This window comes from Microbulbifer echini, from assembly GCF_041447225.1.
Taxonomy (GTDB): domain Bacteria; phylum Pseudomonadota; class Gammaproteobacteria; order Pseudomonadales; family Cellvibrionaceae; genus Microbulbifer; species Microbulbifer echini.
This window is the reverse complement of record NZ_JBGMEL010000017.1, coordinates 16,128-41,401: the sequence shown is the minus strand read 5'-3', so window position 1 is coordinate 41,401 and position 25,274 is coordinate 16,128. Positions and strand designations below refer to the sequence as shown.

General features: G+C 52.4%; 23 protein-coding genes. 16 read left to right on the top strand and 7 right to left on the bottom strand.

Going from position 1 to position 25,274, the window contains the following annotated elements:
- Positions 1–128: 128 nt before the first annotated feature.
- The gene (locus tag ACCI51_RS15770; protein WP_371844428.1) at positions 129–2,090 is read left to right on the top strand and encodes a GMC family oxidoreductase; all 1,962 of its coding nucleotides are present in this window, start codon (positions 129–131) and stop codon (positions 2,088–2,090) included.
- Positions 2,091–2,153: 63 nt separating this feature from the next.
- Here ACCI51_RS15770 and asnS read toward each other — a convergent pair whose 3' ends face one another.
- Together asnS and ACCI51_RS15760 are read right to left on the bottom strand one after the other, a co-directional pair.
- Entirely contained in the window at positions 2,154–3,560 is a 1,407-nt protein-coding gene (gene asnS, locus ACCI51_RS15765) for an asparagine--tRNA ligase (RefSeq protein WP_371844427.1), read from the bottom strand.
- Between the two features lie 276 nt (positions 3,561–3,836).
- On the bottom strand, positions 3,837–4,133 hold the full coding sequence (locus ACCI51_RS15760) for a hypothetical protein (RefSeq protein ID WP_299588252.1): 297 nt from the start codon (positions 4,131–4,133) through the stop codon (positions 3,837–3,839).
- Between the two features lie 184 nt (positions 4,134–4,317).
- On the opposite strand from ACCI51_RS15760, the gene ACCI51_RS15755 reads away from it, so the two are divergent.
- The 5 genes from ACCI51_RS15755 to ACCI51_RS15735 all read left to right on the top strand — a co-directional run bounded on the left by ACCI51_RS15755 (position 4,318) and on the right by ACCI51_RS15735 (position 11,093).
- Positions 4,318–5,952, top strand: a complete 1,635-nt coding sequence (locus ACCI51_RS15755) for an alpha/beta hydrolase (protein ID WP_371844425.1) — start codon at positions 4,318–4,320, stop codon at positions 5,950–5,952.
- Positions 5,953–6,088: 136 nt separating this feature from the next.
- Positions 6,089–7,723 carry an alpha/beta hydrolase gene (locus ACCI51_RS15750; RefSeq protein ID WP_371844424.1) on the top strand — a complete coding sequence of 545 codons (1,635 nt, stop codon included), beginning with the start codon at positions 6,089–6,091 and terminating at the stop codon, positions 7,721–7,723.
- Positions 7,724–7,774: 51 nt separating this feature from the next.
- Positions 7,775–9,016, top strand: coding sequence for a lipoprotein-releasing ABC transporter permease subunit (locus ACCI51_RS15745; protein ID WP_299588242.1), 1,242 nt, complete (start codon positions 7,775–7,777; stop codon positions 9,014–9,016).
- Between the two features lie 72 nt (positions 9,017–9,088).
- Positions 9,089–9,841 carry a lipoprotein-releasing ABC transporter ATP-binding protein LolD gene (lolD, locus tag ACCI51_RS15740; RefSeq protein ID WP_299588240.1) on the top strand — a complete coding sequence of 251 codons (753 nt, stop codon included), beginning with the start codon at positions 9,089–9,091 and terminating at the stop codon, positions 9,839–9,841.
- Complete coding sequence (locus ACCI51_RS15735) at positions 9,834–11,093, top strand: lipoprotein-releasing ABC transporter permease subunit (RefSeq protein ID WP_371844423.1); 1,260 nt, start codon at positions 9,834–9,836, stop codon at positions 11,091–11,093. Before lolD ends, ACCI51_RS15735 begins: the two co-directional genes overlap by 8 nt.
- Before the next feature lie 177 nt (positions 11,094–11,270).
- On the opposite strand, the gene ACCI51_RS15730 is transcribed toward ACCI51_RS15735, so the two are convergent.
- Positions 11,271–11,795, bottom strand: coding sequence for a DUF2062 domain-containing protein (locus ACCI51_RS15730; protein WP_299588236.1), 525 nt, complete (start codon positions 11,793–11,795; stop codon positions 11,271–11,273).
- Positions 11,796–12,115: 320 nt separating this feature from the next.
- On the opposite strand from ACCI51_RS15730, the gene ACCI51_RS15725 reads away from it, so the two are divergent.
- The 8 genes from ACCI51_RS15725 (at position 12,116) to ACCI51_RS15690 (ending at position 20,894) form a co-directional block, all read left to right on the top strand.
- Entirely contained in the window at positions 12,116–12,781 is a 666-nt protein-coding gene (locus ACCI51_RS15725) for a GntR family transcriptional regulator (protein WP_371844421.1), read from the top strand.
- Between the two features lie 3 nt (positions 12,782–12,784).
- The gene (gene prpB / locus ACCI51_RS15720) at positions 12,785–13,663 is read left to right on the top strand and encodes a methylisocitrate lyase (RefSeq protein WP_371844419.1); all 879 of its coding nucleotides are present in this window, start codon (positions 12,785–12,787) and stop codon (positions 13,661–13,663) included.
- Positions 13,664–13,774: 111 nt separating this feature from the next.
- Entirely contained in the window at positions 13,775–14,902 is a 1,128-nt protein-coding gene (gene prpC / locus ACCI51_RS15715) for a bifunctional 2-methylcitrate synthase/citrate synthase (protein WP_299588230.1), read from the top strand.
- A 139-nt stretch (positions 14,903–15,041) separates the two neighbouring features.
- Entirely contained in the window at positions 15,042–17,639 is a 2,598-nt protein-coding gene (gene acnD, locus ACCI51_RS15710; protein WP_371844417.1) for a Fe/S-dependent 2-methylisocitrate dehydratase AcnD, read from the top strand.
- Positions 17,640–18,821 carry a 2-methylaconitate cis-trans isomerase PrpF gene (gene prpF / locus ACCI51_RS15705; protein ID WP_371844416.1) on the top strand — a complete coding sequence of 394 codons (1,182 nt, stop codon included), beginning with the start codon at positions 17,640–17,642 and terminating at the stop codon, positions 18,819–18,821.
- 292 nt (positions 18,822–19,113) lie between these two features.
- A complete protein-coding gene (locus tag ACCI51_RS15700) occupies positions 19,114–19,788 on the top strand; it encodes a 2OG-Fe(II) oxygenase (RefSeq protein ID WP_299588226.1) in 675 nt (224 codons plus the stop codon).
- 32 nt (positions 19,789–19,820) lie between these two features.
- Positions 19,821–20,372, top strand: coding sequence for a hypothetical protein (locus ACCI51_RS15695; RefSeq protein ID WP_371844414.1), 552 nt, complete (start codon positions 19,821–19,823; stop codon positions 20,370–20,372).
- A 276-nt stretch (positions 20,373–20,648) separates the two neighbouring features.
- Positions 20,649–20,894, top strand: a complete 246-nt coding sequence (locus tag ACCI51_RS15690) for a DUF2164 domain-containing protein (protein ID WP_371844413.1) — start codon at positions 20,649–20,651, stop codon at positions 20,892–20,894.
- A gap of 89 nt (positions 20,895–20,983) precedes the next feature.
- Here ACCI51_RS15690 and ACCI51_RS15685 read toward each other — a convergent pair whose 3' ends face one another.
- The gene (locus ACCI51_RS15685; protein WP_371844411.1) at positions 20,984–21,922 is read right to left on the bottom strand and encodes a DMT family transporter; all 939 of its coding nucleotides are present in this window, start codon (positions 21,920–21,922) and stop codon (positions 20,984–20,986) included.
- 106 nt (positions 21,923–22,028) lie between these two features.
- Here ACCI51_RS15685 and ACCI51_RS15680 point away from each other — a divergent pair, with 106 nt between their 5' ends.
- Together ACCI51_RS15680 and ACCI51_RS15675 are read left to right on the top strand one after the other, a co-directional pair.
- Complete coding sequence (locus tag ACCI51_RS15680; protein ID WP_371844410.1) at positions 22,029–22,934, top strand: LysR family transcriptional regulator; 906 nt, start codon at positions 22,029–22,031, stop codon at positions 22,932–22,934.
- A gap of 118 nt (positions 22,935–23,052) precedes the next feature.
- Positions 23,053–23,655, top strand: a complete 603-nt coding sequence (locus ACCI51_RS15675) for a nitroreductase family protein (RefSeq protein ID WP_299588218.1) — start codon at positions 23,053–23,055, stop codon at positions 23,653–23,655.
- A gap of 99 nt (positions 23,656–23,754) precedes the next feature.
- On the opposite strand, the gene ACCI51_RS15670 is transcribed toward ACCI51_RS15675, so the two are convergent.
- The 3 genes from ACCI51_RS15670 to ACCI51_RS15660 form a co-directional block, all read right to left on the bottom strand.
- Positions 23,755–24,252: an AgmX/PglI C-terminal domain-containing protein gene (locus ACCI51_RS15670; RefSeq protein WP_299588217.1), complete on the bottom strand. Its 498-nt coding sequence runs from the start codon at positions 24,250–24,252 to the stop codon at positions 23,755–23,757.
- A 57-nt stretch (positions 24,253–24,309) separates the two neighbouring features.
- Complete coding sequence (locus tag ACCI51_RS15665) at positions 24,310–24,843, bottom strand: GNAT family N-acetyltransferase (protein WP_371844409.1); 534 nt, start codon at positions 24,841–24,843, stop codon at positions 24,310–24,312.
- 86 nt (positions 24,844–24,929) lie between these two features.
- Complete coding sequence (locus tag ACCI51_RS15660) at positions 24,930–25,190, bottom strand: hypothetical protein (protein WP_371844408.1); 261 nt, start codon at positions 25,188–25,190, stop codon at positions 24,930–24,932.
- Positions 25,191–25,274: the final 84 nt, after the last annotated feature.

Genomic DNA, 25,274 nt, shown 5'->3' with positions numbered 1-25,274 from the left:
TAAGCTTCAGCGTTACGCTGGCTGAGAGCCTTTTTAAGGCTCGGGCGTGGTTGGCTCATTTAGGTTTTACTGTTTAAACACCCATAGGACGTTATGCGATCCTCAAAAAATTAAAGTGAATAACCAGTATGGATAGTAAAAAAACACCCGATAAAAAAAATTGTGAAGAAGGCGTTACTCGGCGAACTTTTACCAAACGCGCACTTCAGGTTGGCTTGGCTGCGGGGGCTGCAACCACAGGGTTAAGTGCAGCGGTTTCCGGTAGCGCTAACGAATTCCATGATGTTTACGACTATGTGATTGTTGGCTCGGGGGCGGGTGGCGGCCCACTTGCGGCAAACTTGGCCAGGGCAGGATTCTCAGTGCTGGTTCTCGAGGCGGGAGCCAATGATTCCAGCGACGATACACACAATATCCCTGCTTGGCACCCTTTTGCATCAGAGGATCGTAAGTTAAGCTGGGATTTTTTTGTTAAGCACTATGCGGATCTCAATCAACAAAAGTTGGATAGTAAGTATGTGGCAGGGAAGGGGATTCTTTACCCTCGGGCCGCTACGATTGGTGGTTGCACTACCCACCATGCGTTGATCACTGTCTACCCCCACAACAATGATTTCGATCGTATTGCGGAAAGTACTGGTGACAGCTCCTGGGAAAGCTGGAATATGCGGCGCTATTTCCAGCGCATTGAGCGCTGTGAGTATGTGTCTCGTCCGATCTTTTCGAACCCTTCACGTCATGGGTTTGATGGTTGGTTGCCCACAAATCGCGGTAACCCGGCTTTGTTGTTGGAAGATCCGACCATTTTAAAAATCGTCAAAGCGTCACTGGCCAAATACGGTTTGGAGGGGGCGATTGAACAGATTATTAAAGGCAAGCTGAACTTGGATATCAACCACTGGGATGTTGCCAGTGGACAGGAGGGGCCGTTCATTACACCGATGGCTGCGGATAGTCGGAGTAGACGCAGTGGTGTCCGTGAGCATTTGCTGGATACTCAGGCTATTTATCCCAGCCTGCTGCATATTCGCACTAATGCCTTGGCGACACGTGTGCTGTTTGAGGGCAATACGGCGGTTGGCGTGGAGTTTCTGGACGGCGCGAGTTTGTATAAAGCAGATCCTTATTATGATGAAGGCGGCTCCGCGGGTACTCTACGTCAGGTGCGGGCCAACCGGGAGGTTATTCTATCTGGAGGCGCCTTTAATAGCCCGCAGCTGTTGAAGCTTTCCGGAGTGGGTCCTGCGCATGAGCTTCGAGACCATGGTATTGATCCAATCGTTGACTTACCGGGTGTGGGTGAAAATCTACAGGACCGCTACGAAGTGGGTGTGGTTAGTGAGATGACTGAGGATCTGGCTTTATTGAAGGACTGTACTTGGGGGGAGGAGGGCGATCCCTGCTTGAACCGCTATCGCTACGGCTGGCTGAATAAGGGGCCTTATAGTGGTAATGGCCCTGTGCTTTCCCTGGTAAAACGCTCTAAGCCTGATCTGGAAGACCCAGACCTGTTTATCTTCGGTGTACCTTCGGACTTCCACGGCTACTTCCCGGGGTACTCTGAGGCACTGAGAAATTATAAGGACCGCTTCTCCTGGATCGTACTGAAGGGCCACACGAATAATACGGCAGGTCGGGTAACCCTGCGTTCATCTGATCCGCGGGATACTCCAGATATTAATTTTCACTACTTCGGTGAGGGTAATGATACCTCGGGAGATGATCTGCAGGCGGTGATTGAGGGGGTGAAGATTTCCCGGGATATCATGTCCGGTCCAGTTGTCAGCGAACGTGTATCGAGAGAAGTGTTGCCTGGCGCTGGAGTGCAATCAAATCAGCAGATTGGGGACTTCGTTAAAAATCAGTCCTGGGGTCATCATGCTTCCTGCTCGAACAAAATGGGGCCGGCCAGTGATCCTATGGCGGTGGTGGATAGCAAATTCCGCGTACATGGCACCAATAATCTGCGCGTGGTGGACGCCTCGGTATTCCCGCGCATCCCTGGCTTCTTTATAGTGGTGCCGGTTTATATGATCAGTGAGAAGGCTAGTGATGACATTATTGCGACAGCCACAAGCCAGAGTGTCTAAGTTAGTTTCTACTAGGATTTAGACGGTAAAAGAAAAAGCCCCGCACGGCGGGGCTTTTTTGCATCAGAACGCAATGTTCTTGGGGGTACGCGGGAAGGGGATCACATCGCGGATGTTGCCCATTCCGGTCACGTAGGACACGATGCGGTCAAAGCCCAGCCCAAAGCCCGCATGGGGGACTGTGCCGTAGCGGCGCAGGTCGCGGTACCAATCGAGGTGTTCCTTGGGAACCTCCATTTCATCCATGCGTTCGTCGAGTTTTTCTAAGCGTTCTTCGCGCTGGGCACCGCCGATTATCTCGCCGATTCCCGGCGCCAGCACGTCCATGGCGGCAACGGTTTTGCCGTCGTCATTCATGCGCATATAGAAGGCTTTGATATCCTTCGGATAGTTCATCACGATAACCGGCTTCTTGAAGTGCTTTTCGGCCAAGTAGCGTTCGTGTTCGGAAGCCAGATCGATACCCCAGGATACGGGGAACTCAAACTTCTCTTTGCACTTCTCCAGGATTTCGATCGCTTCGGAGTAGTTGATACGCGCGAAGTCATTGTCGACGATATTTTCCAGGCGGCTGATAGCCTCCTTGTCGATACGCTGGGCGAAGAAGGCCATATCGTCGGCGCGCTCTTCGAGTACCGCCTTGAACACGTACTTCAGCATTTGCTCAGAGAGGTCGGCCACATCTGCGAGATCGGCAAAAGCTACTTCCGGTTCCACCATCCAAAACTCTGCCAGGTGGCGAGTAGTGTTGGAGTTTTCCGCGCGGAAGGTTGGGCCAAAGGTGTATACCTTGGACATGGCCAGGCAGTAGCTCTCAACATTCAGCTGGCCCGAAACGGTGAGGTAACTCTCCTCGCCAAAGAAGTCCTTACTGTAATCAATTGCACCCTTATCAGTACGTGGAAGATTTTCCATATCCAGGGTGCTTACGCGGAACATCTCACCGGCACCTTCACAGTCGGAAGCTGTGAGAATCGGGGTGTGCACGTAGAGGAAACCGTTTTCATGGTAGAAACGGTGAATAGCTTGGGCGATACAGTTGCGCACACGGGCCACTGCACCACTGACATTGGTGCGAACACGTAAATGCGCGTGCTCGCGCAGGTGTTCCATAGTGTGGCGCTTGGGTGACATGGGGTAGGTGTCTGGATCTTCCACCCAGCCAACTACTTTAACTTCGGAGGCCAGTAGTTCGATGGACTGGCCTTTGCCCTCGGAGGGCTTGACGGTGCCGATAATATCCACCGCGCAGCCGGTAGTTAGGCGCTGCACTTCTGACTGGTAATTGTGCAGGCGGTTCTCGGCGACCACCTGAATGGGGTCAAAGCAGCTGCCGTCGTGTACCGCCAGGAAAGAAAGGCCGGCTTTAGAGTCGCGACGGGTTCTTATCCAGCCCTGCACGCGAACTTCCTCGCCTTCGCGGCCACTGGATTTCAATAGGCTATCTACGGATTCGACTTTTACTGTCATTTCTATCGGTTTCTCGCTGGTCCTGAAGGTGGTGTTCTGCCAACTTGCCTAAAAGCTGACCACTCCACCAGGGTGAAGTTACGGCGGGCATATTGACGTGTTGCCGTGGGGAAATCCAGCCCCTTGATGATTTGGGGAGTTGCTGCCATAGGGATTGACGGCAAGGCGCGTCGGGCAGTCCCGCAACATCAGGGTGTGAGTTGGCTTGTTGATTGAATGGGGGTGGGGAGGAGGCCAGGCCTGATAACAGTGGACCTGGCGTGATCTCAAAACGACTTAGCCGCGCGGTTTCTTTACCGTGTGTAATACGGTATCCCGTTCGAAAAAGACATAGAAGTCATTGTATTCCCAGCGGGTAATGGCGGGCTCACCGATGGGACCTTTGATGCTCAGGGGTTCACCCAGGTGCGTGCTGATATCGTTTTTCTTCATGCCGCGAGCTTCACCAAAGGACAGTTCCTCGATCTGGGATTCCAAAGGGATCTCCAGGGGTTTTGCCTGGGCGCCAAATGCCAAAAGAAGTGCCACGGTACCAGCGATTTGGGCCACTCCGTTGCGATTTCTGCTGAACATTTATTCTTCTCCGATTTAGGTGTTCGAATACGCCAAGTTATTAGAACAGAAAAAATGCCAAAACACTTGGATTTCTTCACGTTTTTAGACTGCATTCGGTGACTTTGGAGGAAAAAAGGTTCGGAGAGCTTATGACGGTGTGTGCTAGGCTGACAATTGGGCTTGATCCTCGGGGCGAGCATGGATGCGACTCTCAAAAACTTTCTCTGTTCTAGGTCTGCTGCTGGGCGCTATTTTCTTTGCTCTCTCCCTTACTCCCTCACTGATCCCACGCAGTCCCTTTATGCAGGGGGTTCTCGCTGGAACAGCTTTTACTTTTGGCTATTTCATAGGTGTGTTTGTCCACTGGCTGTGGAATTACCTTGAACTTCCCGATATCCCAATTGGCCATGGGGTGCGCAAGCTCCTCAAGCGATTGGCATTGGTTGCCTGTGTTAGTCTGATTTTTTTCTTTCTTTGGCGAGGAGTTCATTGGCAGAACTCGGTGCGCGCCCTGATGGGCATGCAGCCCGTTACTGGGGCCGGCCCCTTCACTGTAGGTTCGATGGCCCTGCTCATTTTTTTGATCTTTTGGGTCATGGGTAAAGGGTTTCGCCGAATTATTCGTATCGTTACTGAGCATCTCGCAAGGCATATACCAGATAGGGTGGCTTTACTCGTTGGATTACTAGTGGCTATCGGACTCTACTGGGGCATCTTAAATGGTGTGCTGCTCAATGCGGGACTGCAAACAGTCTCGTTTATCTATGAAAAGCATGATCGAGCTATCGCAGAGGGAATGAAGGCGCCCGAGGACCCAGACAAAACTGGGGGCGCTAACTCACTGTTGTCTTGGGACAGTGTCGGGCATCAGGGACGACGTTTTTTGACGCTTGGCCCGACGGCTGAAGATATTCGAGGGGTTGCCGGGCTGGGCAGGGAGCCCATTAGGGTTTTTGTAGGGCTGCGTGCGGCGGAGACCTCAATGCAGCGGGCTTTTCTTGCGCTTGCGGAATTAAAGCGGGTCAATGCCTTTGAGCGAGAGATACTTCTGATTGCCACACCCACCGGAGCTGGCTGGGTTGATCCGGGGGCGGTAAATACCTTGGAGTTCCTCTATCGGGGGGATGTGGCCACGGTGGCAGCCCAGTATTCCTATCTGCCGAGCCCCATTGCCTTGTTGACGGATGATCAAAAGGGACTGGTATCGGCCAGAGCGCTGTTTAAGGTGATTTATGAATACTGGGAGGACCTGCCCGTGGATACCCGCCCGCGGTTATACCTTTTTGGCTTGAGCCTTGGTGCTCAGCTTTCCGAGGACTCCTTTGATTTCTATGACATCATCGATGACCCGATTGATGGTGCCCTTTGGGCCGGGCCGCCATTCGGTACCGGCATCTGGCGTACTATAACGGACAACCGTGATCCCGGTACTCCGGCCTGGTTGCCACAGTTCAAAGGTGGTGAGATCGTGCGTTTTGGCAACCAGTACGGAGGTTACTTGGGGCAGGAGCCCTGGGGGCGCTTTCGAATCGCCTTCTTACAGCACGCCAGTGATCCAATAGTCTTCTTCGACTTGCGCTGGATGTTGCAGAAGCCCGACTGGATGGAGCGCCCCAGGGGGCCGGATGTGTCACCGGATCTCCAGTGGTTCCCGATAGTGACGATGTTGCAATTAATCGCCGACCTGAATCTCGGGATCGCGCCTCTGGAGTTTGGCCATCGCTATTCGCCCGATGGCTATGTGCTCGCCTGGATGGCTCTGACCGAACCGCCCGACTGGAGCGAGGAGGAATTGAAACACCTGCGGGATAAACTAAAAACGTACCCGGTGCGATAAAGCGATATTACTGCCAAGTTTTTGAGTTTTTCTTTTTGTGGTTACGCCCAATTACTAGGCCCGGTGGTGTGCGTATTCGGCTGGGGTAAGCGCTATGCTAGTCTGACGTTAGACACGGTCTCGTGGGCAGGCATGAATGCGAAAGACAATCGCTTTTTCAGTTTCTGGCCTGCTGTTGGGGGCCGTTTTTTTTGCTTTTAGCTTGACCCCTTCTTTGATTCCCCGCCCCACCTTTGTACAGGGCATTCTTTCCGGTGTGGCTTTTACTATCGGCTATTCCTGTGGCGTATTTTTTCGTTGGCTTTGGAGGTATTTGCAGATTCCCGATATCCCGCTAACGCTTCAACAGCGGCAATGGTTGAAGCGCCTGGTGGCAGCCTTTGGTGCCTGCCTGATATTGGGGTTTCTCTGGCAGAGCACTCACTGGCAGAACTCGGTGCGCGTGTTGATGGGGATGCGTGCAGTTTCAGGGGGTAGTCCCGTTACTATTGGAGTCGTTTCACTCGTTGTATTTCTCTTCTTCAGGTCGATGGGTAAAGGTTTCCATAGGGTGGTGCTTGTCGTGTCTGCGCGTTTGCAAAAGAGCATTCCTGACCGCGTGGCAATACTCGCTGGGTTGCTTGTAGCCTTGGCGCTTTACTGGAGCCTCTTAAGTGGGGTTTTACTGAAGTTGGGCCTTTACACAGTTTCCATTTTCTATGAGCAGTTAGACCAGATTACCGCCGAGAATTTACCTCCTCCGCAGGATCCCTATAAGACAGGTGGGTCGGACTCCTTGCTGTCCTGGGGCAGTGTGGGGCGTGAGGGGCGTAGATTTATGTCTCTTGGGCCTACCGCTGAGGATATTTGGGAGATCGCAGGGGAAGGGGTGGACCCTATCCGGGTCTATGTGGGGTTGCACTCAGCAGAAACACCGCAGCAGCGTGCTCTCTTGGCGCTTGAGGAGTTAAAGCGGGTTAAGGCGTTTGAGCGGGAAATTTTGCTGATCGCAACGCCGGTCGGGGATGGATGGATCGACCCGGGTGCAGTGAATTCTCTCGAGTTCCTATACCGAGGTGATGTGGCTACCGTAGCGGTACAGTACTCGTATTTGCCGGGTCCGATAGCGTTGTTTACAGATGCGCAGGCAATAAGGAAATCGGCTCGCGCGCTATTCGAAGTGATTTATGATCACTGGGAAGGCCTGCCGGTTGGTACTCGTCCAAGGCTTTATTTGTACGGACTCAGTTTAGGAGCCAAGCTCTCTGAAGGCTCATTTGAATTCTTTGATGTTATCGATAATCCCATAGATGGTGCTCTTTGGGCTGGCCCTCCTTTTAGTATGAGTGCGTGGCGGTTGATTACCGACAATCGCGATCCGGGTACTCCCGCCTGGCTCCCGCAGTTCAAAGGAGGGGAGGTGGTGCGCTTTGGTAATCAATATGGTGGCTATTTGGGGCGGGAGCCCTGGGGTAGATTCCGAATAGCTTTTCTCCAGCACGCCAGTGACCCGATTGTTTTTTTTGATTTTCGCTGGGCGTATCGCAGGCCTGAATGGTTGGAGTGCCCCAGAGGGCCCGATGTCTCTCCAGATCTGCGGTGGTTCCCTGTTGTCACTATGTTGCAGTTGTTGGCGGACTTCTATGTTGGGGATACCCCGCGAGATTTTGGGCATCGCTACACGCCAGCGGGATACACTCTCGCCTGGGTCGCGCTGACTGAGCCTCCAGACTGGAGTGAAGCCGAGTTGCAGCGCTTACGGGCGAAGCTAAAAACCCTCTCTAAACGTTGAAGCTGCCTAAATACTTGGATTTCTTGACTATTTTCCGTTTAAATCGACGCTATGTTAAAACCTGTCCCCCTTTATATCGGCCTGAGATATGTGGCTGCCCGCCGCCGGCAGCAGTTCATTTCTTTTATCAACGGCTTCTCCCTGGTCGGCATGGCACTAGGTGTTCTTGCTTTGATCGTTGTGACTTCTGTAATGAACGGCTTCGATCGTGAGCTAAAAACACGAATCTTGAGTGTTGTTCCCCATGGCTTCGTTGAGCGCGATGGCGGCCTGAAGGAGTGGCAGGGGGTTGCGCAGGAGCTTGAACAGCAACCCCACGTGGAGGCCGCGAGCCCATTCGTGAAGGGATTTGCCCTACTAAGTGCTTATGGCGATAGCCACGGCGTCGAGTTCCAGGGGGTCGACCCCGAGGCGTTGCGCAATGTCTCCAAGGTGGGCGAAAACATGGTGATGGGGAACCTGGATGAGTTACAGCCGCGCAGCTATCGCATTGTGCTCGGTCGTATTCTCGCTCAGCAACTCAATGTGCTTCCCGGCGAATCGGTCATACTGACCCTGCCGGAAGTTGCGATAACCCCCGCCGGTATCTTTCCCCGCACCAAGCGCTTTACCGTTGCCGGAATCTTTTCGGTCGGTGCCCAGGTGGATCAGAGCGTGGCCCTGATGAACATAGAGGATGCGGCCCGGTTGATGCGGATGTCCGGAAAAGTGCAAGGGCTGCAGCTGCGTTTTGACGATATGGATAATGCTTTGGGAAGGGTTGCCCCCTATGCGGCCGCGCTTGGTGAGGGCTTCAGTGGCGAGGACTGGAGTCATTCTCAGGGCAGCCTGTTCCAGGCGGTGAAGATGGAGAAGACGGTGGTCACACTGATGTTGATGATCATTGTGGCCGTGGCGGCGTTCAACATTGTCTCTGCCCTGGTGCTGATGGTGGCCGATAAGCGCTCCGATATCGCCGTGCTGCGAACCCTGGGCCTAACCTCGCGTCAGATCATGGCGGTATTTGTTGTACAGGGTAGTGCCATCGGCTTGATAGGTGCCTTTAGTGGCGCGTTGCTGGGAATTTTGATTGCGCTCAATCTCACCGAGATGGTGAGCTGGATAGAGAACCTGTTGGGCGCCAAGATATTTGATCCACGTGTATTTTTCGTCAGCTATCTGCCTTCGGAGTTCCGTATGGGCGACGCGCTCGTGGTGCTTTCTGCGGCGGCGGGTATGAGTTTACTGGCGACCCTGTTACCTGCCTGGCGAGCGGCGCAGATAGAGCCGGCAGAAGCTTTGCGCTATGAGTAAATTTCATATAAATCAATCGATTATGTGGAATTTACAAAGTGATATCTAAGAATTTGAAAACGGCACAAACTGATGAATAGTCGAGTGGAAATAGATACTAAGCAGGCGAGACCGGCTCAGGCTCCCAGTGAGGCCGTACTGGCCTGCCGACAACTGCGCAAGCGTTATCGCCAGGGGGGCCGGGACCTTGAAGTATTGCGTGGCGTGGAGCTGCAAGTAGAGCGGGGCGAGAAGCTCGCCATTGTGGGGGCGTCCGGTTCAGGAAAATCGACGCTGCTGAACTTGCTCGGTGGCTTGGATACCCCAAGTACCGGCGAGGTCTGGGTCGCGGGACAGAATCTTGCGGACCTAAATGCCAATCAGCGTGGTTGGCTGCGCAATAGTAGTCTGGGTTTTGTCTACCAGTTCCACCATCTGCTCAATGAGTTTAGCGCCCTGGAAAATGTGGCTATGCCTCTGTTAATTGGCAAGCACAGTGTGGCGAGTGCGCGATCCGAGGCCAAATCTATGCTTGAGGCCGTGGGTCTCGGCGAGCGAATCGATCACAAGCCTTCGCAGCTCTCCGGTGGTGAGCGACAGCGGGTAGCCATTGCGCGGGCTCTGGTGACAAGGCCCGCTTGTGTCTTGATGGATGAACCCACTGGTAATCTGGACAGGGCCACGGCGGGGGAAATTCACAAGTTGATGGATCGCCTCAATCGCGAGATGAGTATCAGCTTTGTGATTGTGACCCATGACCCGGACCTGGCTGCAGCCTTGGATCGCTGCCTGCACCTGGTGGACGGTGAGCTACTCAGCGATTGGCATCAGGGTAATCATGTTTAAGCCACTTCCCGCCTTTATTGGCCTGCGCTACGCCGGCGCCCAGCGCCGCAACGATGATTCTGCAGGCTTGGTTTCCTTTATTTCTGGCCTCTCCATGATTGGGTTGATACTCGGTGTCGCCCTGATGATCGTGGTGATGTCGGTGATGAATGGCTTCGACCGCGAGCTGCGTGAGCGTATTTTGGGCATCATGCCCCATGCCACGATCTACAACGCCAGTGCAGAGGTGGATTGGCCAGCCTTGCGGGATCAGTTGGCAGCGGATGCCCAGGTGCAGTCCGCAGCTGAGGTCTGGCAAGTGAATGCATTGGCCCGCCGTGGCGCTGAGGTCACGCCACTGTTAGTCCAGGGTGTAAACCCCGAGACGATCGTCAATGTCTCGAATATCAGTGATTTTCTCAGCCCCGGTGCTTTTCCGGCGATGCTTAACGAGTCCGAACCCGGCGTGGTTCTGGGGCGCGGCATTGCCGAAAAGTTGGGGGTGGAGCAGGGGGATTACCTCTCCCTGATTGTGCCGAATAACGATGCCGCCTCCGGCAGTCGCCGCGCAGCCCGTGTGGCGGGTTTCCAGGTATCCGAAATATTCCACTCCGGTACGGCTCTAGATCAGTCACTGGCACTGGTCTCATGGGGGCAGGCTCAGGAATTGGCCGGAAATAGGGGCGGCGCGGGCATTCAGCTGCGTATGACAGAGATGCTTGAGGCCAACTGGATTATGCGGCGCCTGCTGAAGGAGTTGCCGCGCGATGGTTATTACGGGACCGACTGGAGCCGTACCCACGGTAATCTCTACCAAGCGATTCAGATGTCCCGCAACCTGGTGAGTTTGCTGGTACTACTGATCATTGCCATTGCGGCTTTCAATGTTGTGTCTACCCTGGTGATGGTAGTGATCGACAAGCACACGGATATCGCCATTTTGCGCACCATGGGGGCGAGTACTCGGCAGATTCTACTCACTTTTGTCAGTCAGGGCGCTTTGGTCGGCTTGGTGGGGGCTCTTGTCGGGGGCGCCCTGGGGGTGCTGGGAGCCCTCACAGTCACCGATTTGGTGGTTGGCCTGGAGTCTGTATTTGGTGTCCAATTCCTGAAGTCGGACGTCTACCCGGTGGACTATTTGCCATCGGAGTTGTCCTGGCCTGATGTTGCCCTGGTGGTAGGCGCTGGTTTCCTACTCAGCCTTTTGGCCACCTTGTACCCCGCTCTGCAGGCCAGTCGCGTACAGCCCGCCGCAGCCCTGCGCAACGAATAAGTCGCGCCGTAACCACGCCCCAAAGTAAGTTGACAGTTTTTTGGGGCGGTAGCGTTGTTCGCCGGGGAAGATTGCAGTGATAGGGCCTGGCTGTGGTTGTTAGCAGTGTGCGCTACTGCCAAGTCGGGAGGGCTCAGGTGAGCTTAATGGGTTTCCAGTCGAGAGTGCCTGCAAAAGTCAGCTGACCGCGGAGCGTCGCTCCAGTCTCAATTTCCACCGCTTTACGACATGCCAGCGCCAAAGCGCGCGCATAGAAAAGTAGGCCAATGTAGCGAAGAAGATGCCGGCGAGCAGGGAGCCGATAAATAGCGGCATCCAGATTTTACCCACCTCACCCGTTAACCACTCCCAGGAAAGCTCAATATTGAAATCCACTGGCGGCGCGCCCAGAATCCAGGCGCCGAGCTTGTAGGTACTGTAAAAGATTGCGGGCATGGTGACCGGGTTGCTGATCCATACCAGGATGATGGAAAGCGGTAGATTGCAGCGCAACCAGAGTGCGAGCAATGCGGCGATGACCATTTGGCCGGGCAGGGGCAGGAAACTGGTAAAGACACCAACGGCAAAGGCGACTGAAACCGAATGTCGGTTCAGGTGAAATAGGTTGGGATCGTGGAGAAGAGTCCCCAGAAACTTGAGCCCATTCTTGGCTCGGATTTCTTCGGGGCTTGGCAGCCATCGCCTGATAATACTCTTCGGCATAACTCTGTCTGAAACCTGGGTGCTGGCAGCCTTGTCAATGAGCGCTGTACCGGGGTTTGGAAATTCTATCGTCGGGATTTTTTCCCTACCCCAGATAAGCATAGAGCGCCCGCGGTGGTTGGGGCATGCCGTATCTGGCGCGGGCGCTATTATGCCCACTTAACGGTGGCAAGACTACTACCGTGATAAAAGTCATTTAGCGCCACACATTGTCAACAATTGTTCGTATCATATCGAGTTGACGCCCAGGTCTCAGTGATTTAAGGTCTGCGCAACTTAAAAATTGTCGACAATATTAGAGATTGATGGGTGTAGCCGAAGTGAATAGCCCTCTGCAGGAGCCACATCAGAGCCTGGCTGAACGCTTGTTTTTGACCTTGCGCGCTGAAATTGTGGAGGGGCAAATCCCTTCTGGCAGTAAAATTAGTGAGCCTGAGCTGGCTCGCCGATTCAATGCGAGTCGCGGTAGTTTACGGGAAGCCTTGATGCGCCTGGAGTCACTTGGGCTGCTGGAACGCCGGGTCAATGTCGGTGCTCGGGTGGTCAAACTGAGTGAACGCGGCCTGCTGGAACTCTACGAATTGCGTGAGGCTCTGGAGGGGATGGCTTGTCGGCTCGCCGCCGAGCAGCGCAGCGAAGAGGACCTACTGGATTTGCGCCAGATGCTCTCCCGCCATGAACAACAGGAAGAATTACAGGCCGGTAAGGCTTACTTCCAGCCGGAAGGGGATTTCGACTTTCATTTTCGTATTGTGCAGGCTTCTAAGAATGATCTGTTGATCGACACCCTGTGCAACCGTCTTTACTACCGTGTTCGTATGTATCGCTACCAGCTGGGTATGGCCAGTCCCAGGGCTCAGCGCGCGTTCCGTGAACACAGCCACATTATCGAAGCCATTGAAGCGGGGGATGGGGAGCTGGCCGAGCTGTTGATGCGCCGTCATATCCGTGCTTCTAGGCAAAATATTGAAAATAAACTGAGGTAGAGTATGAGCCAACAGCCATCCGCCGGCGCGCGTTTTCGCAGCGCACTCGCTGAAAATTCACCCCTGCAGGTCGTAGGCACGATCAACGCCTACTCCGCCATCATGGCAGAGCGTATCGGCCACAAGGCAATTTACCTCTCTGGCGCTGGGGTTGCCAATGCGTCCTACGGCCTGCCGGACCTGGGCATGACCAGTCTCGATAATGTGCTCGAGGATGTGCGCCGCATTAGCGCTGCCAGCGAACTGCCGCTGCTGGTGGATATTGATACCGGCTGGGGCGGCGCCTTCAATATTGCGCGCACCATCAAGGAAATGATCCGTGCCGGCGCCGGTGCGGTACATATCGAAGACCAGGTGGCGCAAAAGCGCTGCGGGCACCGTCCGAATAAAGAAATCGTTTCCAAGCAGGAAATGGTGGACCGAATTAAGGCTGCAGTCGATGCGCGCACCGATGACGACTTCTTTATCATGGCTCGGACCGATGCTTTTGCCCAGGAAGGGCTCGAGGCGGCGATCGAGCGCGCCCAGGCCTGTATCGAGGCTGGAGCTGACGGTATTTTTGCCGAAGCAGTGACCGAGCTGGAGCACTATCGTGCATTCAAGGATGCCTTGAATGTACCGATTTTGGCGAATATCACCGAGTTTGGACAAACTGAGCTGTATAACGCCAAAGAGTTGGGCGAAGCGGGCGCAGATATCGTACTGTATCCGCTGTCGGCGTTTCGGGCCATGAACCGAGCGGCGGAAAATGTGTACTCCAGTATTCTGCAAAATGGTGATCAGAAAGCGGTTGTGGACACCATGCAGACCCGTGAGGAGCTGTACGATTACCTCAATTATCACGTGTTTGAGCAGAAGCTCGACGATCTGTTTAAGAAGTAAACCACCGTACCAGCCGTGTGTAATGCTGGCTCGGGCCCAGGGTTCGGGCAGCTTAAAAGGCGGTTTTCGGGCGAATACAGAAATAGTGTCTACAAAAGGGGAATAAGGAAGATGGCAGAAAAATCATTAAGCGGTGCCGGTCTACGCGGCCAGGTAGCGGGAAAAACTGCACTCTCTACCGTAGGTAAAACCGGCTCCGGCCTCACTTATCGCGGCTACGATATCAAAGACCTGGCGCAACACTGTGAGTTTGAGGAAGTTGCCTACCTGATTTTTTACGGAGAGTTGCCCACCAGTGCTCAGCTGGCTGAATATAAAGCGCTGCTGAAAAGCATGCGCGGTCTGCCGCAAGCGTTGAAGGAAGTTCTCGAGCGGATACCCGCCGATGCGCACCCGATGGATGTAATGCGCACAGGCTGCTCCATGTTGGGCAATCTGGAAGGAGAGGAGTCCTTCGCACAGCAGCTGGAAAAAGCCAATCGTCTGCTGGCCGCTTTCCCCTCCATCATTTGCTACTGGTACCGCTTTACCCACGACAACGAGCGTATTGAAACCGATACGGATGATGACAGCATCGGCGGTCACTTCCTGCATATGCTGCGCGGTGAGAAGCCGAATGCGTTACACGAACAGGTGATGAATGTTTCCCTGATCCTCTACGCAGAACATGAGTTTAATGCGTCCACGTTTACCGCCCGTGTTTGTGCCTCAACCCTCTCCGACCTGTTCAGCTGCATTACCGGTGCGATCGGTACCCTGCGCGGCCCTCTACATGGCGGTGCCAACGAAGCGGCAATGGAAATGATCGAACGCTTCGCCAATCCGGATGAAGCGGAAAAAGGGCTGTTGGGAATGCTCGAGCGCAAAGAGAAGATTATGGGTTTCGGCCACGCGATCTACCGCGAGTCTGATCCGCGCAACGAGATCATCAAAGGCTGGTCTGAAAAGCTGTCTGAAGATGTGGGCGATACCGTGTTGTATCCAGTATCTGTGCGCTGTGAAGAAGTGATGTGGCGCGAGAAGAAGTTGTTCTGTAATGCAGACTTCTTCCACGCTTCCGCTTATCACTTTATGGGTATTCCCACCAAGCTGTTCACCCCGATCTTTGTAATGTCCCGCCTTACCGGCTGGGCAGCACATGTGTTCGAGCAGCGAGCAGACAATCGCATTATTCGCCCGAGTGCCGAGTATGTCGGTGTTGAGCCCCGCACTGTGCCTCCAATTGCCGAACGCGGTTAATACACGCCCAAGTGGACGTGAGGCGTACCTGGTGCGCCGTTCCCACCGCTGCCGAAACCCGGCGGCAGTGGGGTCTTCTCTGAAGAGCTCAGATTTAACTAACCTATTCGACTGATTTACCAATCCACGTTACCAAGCTATGAATACTGATTACCGCAAATCACTGCCGGGTACAGATCTCGATTATTTCGATACCCGCGCCGCCGTAGACGCAATCCAGCCCGGTGCCTATGCCAAACTGCCGTATACCTCACGTATTCTGGCGGAAAACCTGGTGCGCCGCTGTGAGCCGGAAAAACTGATTGACTCCCTCAAGCAAATTATTGAGCGCAAGCGCGAGCTGGATTTTCCATGGTTCCCTGCGCGGGTGGTTTGCCACGATATCCTCGGCCAAACCGCGCTGGTAGATCTGGCCGGCCTGCGCGATGCCATTGCCGAGAAAGGCGGAGATCCTGCCAAGGTAAATCCAGTCGTTCCCACCCAATTGATTGTCGACCACTCTCTTGCGGTGGAGCACCCCGGTTTTGAAAAGGATGCTTTCGAGAAAAACCGCGCGGTGGAAGAGCGCCGTAACGAAGACCGCTTTCACTTTATCAATTGGACCAAAACCGCGTTTGAAAATGTCGATGTAATCCCGCCCGGCAACGGCATCATGCATCAGATCAATTTGGAGAAAATGTCTCCAGTGGTGCAGGTGCGCGAAGGCGTAGCCTTCCCGGATACCTGTGTCGGTACCGATAGCCACACGCCAATGGTTGACGCTCTGGGTGTGATTTCCGTCGGTGTGGGTGGCCTCGAAGCCGAAAGCGTTATGCTTGGCCGCGCCTCTTATATGCGCTTACCAGATATCGTCGGTGTAGAGCTGACCGGAAAATTGCAGCCCGGCATTACCGGTACCGACCTGGTATTGGCTCTGACAGAATTCCTGCGCCGTGAGCGCGTAGTGGGTGCCTATCTGGAATTCTATGGTGAGGGTGCTGCGAACCTGACTCTGGGCGACCGCGCTACTATTTCCAATATGACGCCGGAATATGGCGCTACGGCGGCCATGTTCTCTATTGATGGACAGACCATTGATTACCTGAAGCTTACTGGTCGCGATGACGAGCAGGTAGCGCTGGTGGAGCAGTTCGCCAAGGAAACTGGCCTCTGGTCCGACACCTTGAAAGATGCCGAATACGAGCGTGTGCTGAAATTTGACCTCACCAGCGTTGGCCGTAACCTGGCGGGTCCGTCCAATCCTCATGCACTGTTGCCGGCCTCTGAACTGGCCAACCGCGGTATCGCCAAGGCCTGGGAAGAGAAAGCCGGCGAGATGCCGGATGGTGCTGTAATCATTGCAGCCATTACCAGCTGCACCAACACCAGCAACCCGCGCAATATGATTGCCGCAGGTCTGATTGCCCGCAATGCGAACAAACTCGGCCTAACCCGCAAGCCCTGGGTGAAATCCTCCCTGGCACCGGGTTCCAAGACGGTAAAAATGTATCTGCAAGAAGCGGAGCTGTTGACAGATCTGGAGCAGATGGGCTTCGGCGTTGTGGCCTTTGCCTGCACTACCTGTAACGGTATGAGCGGTGCCCTCGATCCCAAAATCCAGCAGGAAGTGATCGAGCGCGATTTGTATTCAACCGCGGTACTCTCTGGTAACCGCAACTTCGATGGTCGTATTCACCCCTACGCCAAGCAGGCGTTTCTGGCTTCACCGCCTTTAGTGGTGGCCTACGCGATTGCCGGTACCATCCGATTCGATATTGAAAAGGATGCGTTGGGGTACGATGCCGATGGCAAGCCAATCACCTTAAAAGATATCTGGCCCAGCGACGAAGAGATCGATGCGATCGTGCGTCAGAGCGTAAAACCACAGCAATTCCGCGATGTGTATATCCCTATGTTTGAAGAGCGGGATGCAGCGGAAGAGCGGGGGCAGGCCCTTTATGATTGGCGCTCAATGAGCACCTATATTCGCCGCCCGCCATACTGGGAGGGCGCACTGGCCGGAGAGCGCGCTTTGAAAGGGATGCGCCCGCTGGCGGTGCTGGGAGACAATATCACCACCGATCACCTGTCTCCCTCCAATGCAATTTTGGCCAGCAGTGCCGCCGGCGAATACCTGGCGAAAATGGGCCTGCCGGAGGAGGACTTTAACTCCTACGCCACTCACCGTGGTGATCACCTCACCGCGCAGCGTGCAACGTTTGCCAACCCAAAACTGCTCAACGAAATGGTGCGCGATGACAGTGGCGAGATTCGCCAAGGCTCCCTGGCTCGTATCGAGCCGGAAGGGCAGGTTACGCGTATGTGGGAAGCGATCGAAACCTATATGGATCGCAAGCAGCCGCTGATAATCGTTGCCGGTGCGGATTATGGTCAGGGTTCCTCCCGTGACTGGGCCGCTAAAGGTGTACGCCTGGCTGGGGTGGAAGTGATTGTTGCCGAGGGCTTTGAGCGTATCCACCGCACCAATCTGATCGGTATGGGTGTACTGCCGCTGGAATTTAAGCCGGGGACTACCCGCGAAACCCTGGGCATTGACGGGACTGAGACCTTCGACGTACTGGGTGAGCGTACGCCGCATGCCACCCTGACCTTACTGATTCACCGCACTAATGGTGAAACTATTGAGGCACCGGTCACTTGCCGCCTGGATACCGCAGAAGAGGCATCCATTTATGAAGCGGGCGGTGTTTTGCAGCGCTTTGCCAAAGACTTCCTCGAAGCAGAGGCGACGGTTTAAATGTTGAAATTTGCTCCTCAAGTCAAAATCCCTGCGACCTACATGCGCGGGGGCACCAGCAAAGGGGTTTTCTTCCGTCTGCAAGACTTGCCCGAAGTTGCGCAGGTGCCGGGAGAGGCCCGTGACAATTTACTGTTACGCGTGATTGGCAGTCCCGACCCCTACGGTAAGCAAACCGATGGGATGGGCGGCGCCACTTCGAGCACTAGTAAAACGGTGATCCTGTCTGCCTGCGATAAGCTCGATCACGATGTGAATTACTTGTTTGGCCAGGTTTCCATCGACAAACCCTTTGTTGATTGGAGTGGTAACTGCGGCAATCTTACCGCCGCTGTGGGCGCCTTTGCCATTAACAGTGGCTTTGTGGAGCCCTCTAGAATTCCGCAAAATGGCATCTGCACTGTGCGAATCTGGCAGGCCAATATTGGCCAGACCATTGTTGCTCATGTGCCGATCATTAACGGTGAAGTGCAGGAAACCGGCGATTTTGAGCTGGACGGCGTCACTTTTCCGGCGGCTGAAGTAAAGATTGAATTTATGGACCCCGCCGATGGCGAGGGCGCCATGTTACCTACCGGCAACCTAGTGGATGATCTGGAAGTGCCCGGTGTTGGTGTACTTAAGGCCACTATGATCAACGCCGGTATTCCCACGATTTTCCTCAATGCGGAAGAAATGGGTTATGCCGGCACCGAGCTGCAGGAGGCGATTAATAGCGATGGCAAAGCGTTGGCCATGTTTGAAACCATTCGGGCCTATGGTGCGGTAAAAATGGGATTGATCTCCTCTGTAGAGGAAGCAGCAGCTCGTCAGCACACGCCCAAAATCGCCTTTGTGGCCAAACCGCAGGAGTATATTGCCTCCAGCGGTAAAAGGGTCGCTGCGTCGGATATCGATCTGCTCGTACGGGCTTTATCGATGGGTAAATTGCACCATGCCATGATGGGCACGGCCGCCGTGGCGATCGGCACCGCGGCCTCTATTCCCGGAACTCTGGTCAATATTGCCGCTGGTGGTGGTGAACGTAATTCAGTCTGCTTTGGTCACCCCTCGGGTACTCTGCGTGTGGGTGCTCATGCGGAAAAAGTGGATGGGCGGTGGACCGCGACCAAAGCCATTATGAGCCGCAGTGCGCGAATTCTGATGGAAGGTTGGGTGCGCGTGCCCGGTGATTGTTTCTAATATCGGTTTGACTACTGCTTTGGAGGGGCAGGGATGCGTCTCCAGAGGACCCTACTTTCACAAGGGTTTAACTTAAGCAGGTCGCTCCCTTTTTACTTTCGTAGACTCCCAGGCAGCTTTCGGCTAACGTAGGCTGCATCCGGAGTTCCCATTCTGCCTCTGGCCAACAACCGGCCGCAATCGTACTCGGGCCTTACTCTGTTTCTCATTAAGAATACAGATTGATTATTAAGCGAGTGCTCTTGGCGAAGTTTCCACCCATCGTCGCGCCTCTTATCAGTAGGAAAATAACTTGGTAGCAGCCAAACTGTTGATGTCGCTGGGTGGCGATAGCACTTTCGATGAAACTCTATTTGCCTATATTACTCAGGATCTTACCGAGGAAGGCTATAGTATTCGCCACGCGGCACTTCCCGAATCCCTCTCCAGTGCGCTCCTTGCCTATCAGCAGAAAATAAGTGGAGAAAAATTTATTGATGCGGGGATTGGTCGAGGAGACGATTACCTTTTGAATGAGTTTGTCCGTACCGATGAAATTAGTTGGATCACCGGAGAGCTCGCCACAGGTAGGGAGTGGATCAACTGGGCGAGTCAGCTGCAGGTTTATCTCAACCGACGCCTTTTCCTTGGGCTCTTTTCTTTCGAAAGCCATTTCTCCCACTATAGGCCAGGGGACTACTACAAAAGGCACTACGATGCATTTCGCGGAGAGGCCACCCGGGTGCTTTCTCTGATTGTTTACCTCAATCCCAGCTGGAATCCTTTGGATGCTGGTGAGCTGGTGCTCTACAAAAATGATCAAGATAGGATCGGGACCAAAGTAACACCGTTAATGGGAACGGTGGTGACTTTCTTGAGTGAGGAGTTTCCCCACGAAGTACTGCCTGCAAATCGGGATCGCTATTCTATTGCCGGTTGGTTCCGTGTAAATACATCTGTAACCGATCGAGTTGACCCGCCCCAATAAAATACCGCCCCCACGAGGTTGATGATGAAGGCGTGCTTACCGGGGATATTGTTGCAGAGCCTGCGGTAGTTTATCGAACTAAGAATACAGCGCGTGTAGAAATCAAAGGCTTAGAGCTGGGATTTGATTGGGCTCCTTATCCAAATGGGCATGTCAGTGGTTTCGCAACTTGGTTGCGAAAAGAGATCACCTCAGATTTTGTAAATCGCTGGAATTTCAATAATCAGGCCCTGTTTGAACTGGAGGACTGGGCTGCGGCTCATGACGACAGTAATGATGATCTGTGCCGTAACCTGAAGAGTAATGAGTTACCCGTTTCACCTCGGTACAGCTTTACCATCAACTATGATCACACATTTGAAATGGCGGATGGCAGCCGGGTTATTCCATTTATTGGAGTTCACTGGGAGGATCAGTCTTACCTGACCTACTGGAATGTGGATAAACATGATTTCCCTGCTGATAAAACTTCAACTTTTGACGATAGCCGAGATGCATTCTGGATGGTTAATGCTTCCATCCAGTATGTGAGCGCCGATGACCAGTGGAATGTTGAAGCCTTTAGTAATAATATCACTGATTAAGTGGTTCCTTATTATGCCGATGGCAGTGATGGCCTGGTATCCGGTCCATTTCCCACACCGGTAAACTATGGTTTTCGCTTTAACTACAGTTTTTAAGGAATACACCCAATAAGGTTTCCTCATGTCCGAGCAGCCCTAGGTTGCTCGGACTTTTTCGTTCTGTCTTGTGCTACCTATAGCGGTTGTCGTAATCTCAGATCGCTAATAGATGCCAGTGGGTTTGTCTGATGAATAACACTGCTGGGTAAAAGTTTAACGATTAATGAGATTATTCTTATGTCAGGAATAGAAATTAGTAAAGAGCGTAAGTCTGCACTTGTAGAGAAGGTAAGGGGTTACCTCTCTGAAGAGTTTGACCTGGAAGTTGGTGGCTTTGAGGTGGAGTTCTTTATTGATTTCCTTGCCAAGGAAATGGGGGCAGGCTTCTATAATCAAGGATTGCATGATGCACAAGCCATTGTGTCTTTGAAATTGGAAGATATCTCTGATGCTATTTATGAGATTGAAAAGCCTGTTAATTAACACTGTCGTTCTTCGTTGTGTGTGTAAGTCAAGGGGAAAAAGAGCTGCTGGAATTTGCAGCTCCTGTTTGAATAAGGGTTGCTGGGGTGTTAATTTTGAACGGTCTTTTCGGTCTGAATAAATAGCATGGCGGAAAAAACCAGAATAATGCCAGGAAATAGGGCAGCGTTGAATTCTGACATTCCCAAGAGCAGGGCTAGTATCAGAACAAAAACTGGGTTCAAGAATCCATAAGCGGCCACCTTAGTCGGGCCAATTTTTAGTGTGCCGAATTGCAATAGGAAGAAACTCATCAATGTGGTAAATAGCGCCAGGTAGAGTAAGCCCCCATAGATCTCAAAAGATACATTTTGCCAATGTATTTCACTTAGGCCGGGTAGGGCTAGTAATAATAGCCAGAGGGCACCGAACAAAATCACCCAGAAGGTCATAACTTCCGTGGGTTCGCCCGAATGAATCCGTTTAACTAACGGGTTATAAAGGCTAAGTGAAATCGCCCCAAACAAGAAAATCCAGTCCCCCTGGTTTAAATCCAGTGCCATTGCAGCAGTTATATCTCCCTTAAAGACGATCCAAGCTGCACCCAGGGTTCCAAGAAGTAACCCAATAACTTTCCGAGTACTACTACGCTCGCCATTTACTATTAGGGCGAATATGGCGGTCATCGCGGGGACCGTTGTAAAGAGCGCTCCGGTATTAATCGCTGAAGTCTGTTTTAGCGCTTCAAACATACACCAAAAAAAGGTGACTAAAGGGATGCTTAGCAAAGCATAACGTACCAATTTCTTTAATTTGGGAAGCTGCAGCCCGTGTCTAAAAAAAATAAAAGGTGCAAAAAGCCCGGCCGCCATTAGGAATCGAATCAGCATCATCACATCTGCTGGAAGTGAGTCTGCGATTAACTTCCCTACGGGGAACGAGCTGGCCACGAAAAAGGTGGTGATCATCATCAAGCCGTGAACCCACCATTGAGAGGGGCCTGATCTTCTAATAGTTGCTGGGTTGATGTTTATGGTTGGTTCTCTCACGACGGCCCCCTCTCTCTATACAGTGAGATAAGCGTAAGCTGTTTCTGATAGAATGATAATCCACGATTAAAGATACATTCTGTTGAGTAAGGGGAAACAGTTGGCCATGGAAAACTTTGGAGCCATACCGGTATTTGTTACCGTGGCCGATACCGGCGGATTTTCACCTGCGGCTAAGTTGCTGGGGATTTCAAAATCGGCAGTGAGCAAACGGATTAGCCAGCTTGAAGCCCAGCTTGGAGTGAAACTGCTACACCGTACCACGCGAAAACTGAGTTTGACGGAGGCCGGAGAGCATTTTTATCAGCACGCGCGCATCGCGCATCAAGCGGCTAAAGATGCCCAGGACGCAGTAACACAACTGCAGGGGGAGCCTCAAGGCCGCCTGCGCATTAACAGCCCTATGTCTTTTGGCAGATTGCATTTAGCGCCCCTCATCCCCGTATTCCTGAAACGCTACCCAAAGATCAGCATTGATATGGTTATGGACGATAAAGTGGTGGATCTGGTCGGTGAGGGCTTTGATATCGCCATTCGAGCAGGTGACCTGCCTGACACCAGTTTGGTTGCGCGGAAACTGGCCCCTTTGCAAAGTGTGCTCTGTGCATCACCGGAGTATCTGAAGGGCTTCGGTACGCCAACCGAACTGGAGCAACTGGCTGAGCACAATTGCCTGGTATTTACCTATTCCAGAGATGTAAAAGAGTGGACTTTTATCAAAGAGAACCACCTTCAAACCATAGAGATCAAAGGTAACTATCAGGTAAACAATAGTGAAGCGTTAAGGGAGGCCATCATTCAGGGGGTTGGAATTGGCCGTTTACCAACTTTTGTGGCTGGGCCTGATATTAAAGCGGGGGCGTTGGTCCCGCTGTTCGAAGAATACCAAATGCCGGCTAAAACCATTTACGCCGTCTTTCCCGAACGGCAGTACATGCCTGCCAAGGTTCGGGCTTTTATAGATTTCGCCATAGAGTACTTTGGTGGCGATATACCTTACTGGGATAACTAGGTTGTAAACTTTTTCTCAACAGTAATTTAACATGGAGGGTTATTATCAGCCATAGGGAAACCCGTTAAGCTTTCTCTCATCGACATTGCCACGAATACTGACACTCAGAGAGAAGATTATGGACTTGTTCACAGCTGTTGAAACACGCCGCTCAGTAAAGCACTACGATACGACAGCCCAGATGTCAGCCAGTGAGTTTTACCACCTTATCCAAGCGACCATGTTGTCTCCCACTTCCTACAACATTCAGCACTGGCGCTTCCTGCGTGTCACTGATCCCACTCTTCGCAGTGAGCTTAAGGGCGCCGCTTGGGGCCAGCAACAGGTGGAAGATGCTTCTGAATTGATCATACTTTGCGCCGATATTAATGCCTGGCGAGATCGTCCTGAGCGCTACTGGGCTGATGCGCCCAAAGAGGCTCGGGAGGTACTGGTCCCTATGTTGACGAACTTTTACGCTGGCAAGCCCCAGCTACAACGGGATGAGGCTATGCGAAGCTGTGGATTGGCGGCGCAGACCATGATGCTTGCGGCAAAAGCGCAGGGCTATGATACAGGTGCGATGGTTGGGTTCGATCCACAGAACGTTGCGGAGCTAATCAACCTGCCTGATGGCTATCTAATTGGAATGATGATTGTCATTGGTAAGGCCAGCAAAACCGCGAATGGGCGCGGTGGCCAGCTATCGATGGATGAGGTTTTGTTTGAAAATCGTTTTTGAAGACAATCCCCGGATAAGTTCTTCGTGCCGCTCGTTCTAACGTTCAGAATCGCTGGCAATCAATCATCTCTCCATAGAGGCTAGGGGATGATTGATTACCTACTCAGGGTGGGGATTTTGCATCTGGTGAGCATTCTTAGCTGGTAAAAAGTATAGCGGGTAGTGGGTGGTGGTTTTGCGAGCGTCACTGGGCCCAAAATCTATTTGCTGAATATTGGCTGTAACTTGATTGATAAAGACTTTGGAGTTTAGAGTGGTGTGAGCCACAGTAATGCTGGAGACTTTGCCGCCGGGCTCAATGGTAAGAATAAAATCAGCTTTACCTGCAAGTGTGGGGTTATTTTTGAGAGCACTTAGATACAACCGATAAAGCGTACCTTTGTGCTTATCGAATACCCTCTGAATTTCATCTTTACTGCGTTCTTGATTGCGCTTGATTTTTTGGGTGTGTGTAGCAAGCTCTATACCATCGGTCTTTTTATCGGAGTATCGAGTTTGGCCATTATGATCGACCCACTTGTGAATTTCCGCACTAGTGGATGTTGCTGACAAGAAAAGGGCAGCAGAAATCCAAATTCTAATGGAATTTTTACTCATATTTTTGTTTTTCCCGAGTATTGGAGGTAACTGATGGGGAAATCCTGCTGATATGTTTTAGGGTTGTTGATCGGGGCAGTGTTTTGGGTCAGTTGTGATGACCAAATACCTCTGCACAGTATACCCATCGACCTCAACTTCTGATTGCAGTGTGCCACCGCATGCTTTTATGGTGTTGGCGGACGCCGAGTTGTCTTTATGGCAGTGAATGTGAATGGGCTCGGCCCCCATTATACGAAGCCGATTAATGGATAATTCCATTAACAATTTTCCAAGCCCTTTGCCTCGGAAGCTGGGCCTGATGCCTAAGCCAATATGTCCACCGCAATGGGCGATGGCATCGTTCAGATAATGGCGGATATTGGTGACACCGACTAACTCACTTCCTTCAACAAGCCAAAGTGTGGTGCTTGGGACATAGCCATCCGGTAAATGGTTACCCGAAGCGAAGTCTTCAAGCCTATCGATTAGGGCTGCAAAGTCAGCATGGTCAAAATCCAGTGGGAAAGGATAGCGCTCTTCATTGCCTAGATCTTCTATGTATCGCCTATAACTGTGTTCATATTGAGCTGACGGGGTGACTAACTTCATTAATTTACCCTTGTGCATGCAGTAGTGGAGACCAAATAGTATTGCATGAGAGCACTTAGGTCTGTTGGGTTGTTATTGTTTCATTCTTATTTGTTATGCATATTTTTCAATAACGCTATGGCTTTGTTTGGGATAGCTTCATAACTCGGATACTCAGGGGGCCTGTCTGCGCAAACTTTCAATAGTTTTAGCGCTTTCTTTTTACTGTTGACTTTAAGATAGGCCACTGCGAGAGAGAGCTGAGCATCTGGTAAGCAGTATTTGGGGTTAAGATCAATTGCTTTTGTTAGAACTTCAATAGATTGCTTCCAGTGATGCATGTCTTGAAGACACAGAGCGTAAGCCATGTGATATCGTGGGTCATCTGATGACGCTGCTAATTTAGCATAGAGTTTTAGAGCCTCAGCAAGCTTTCCTGAATTTTTCAGCTC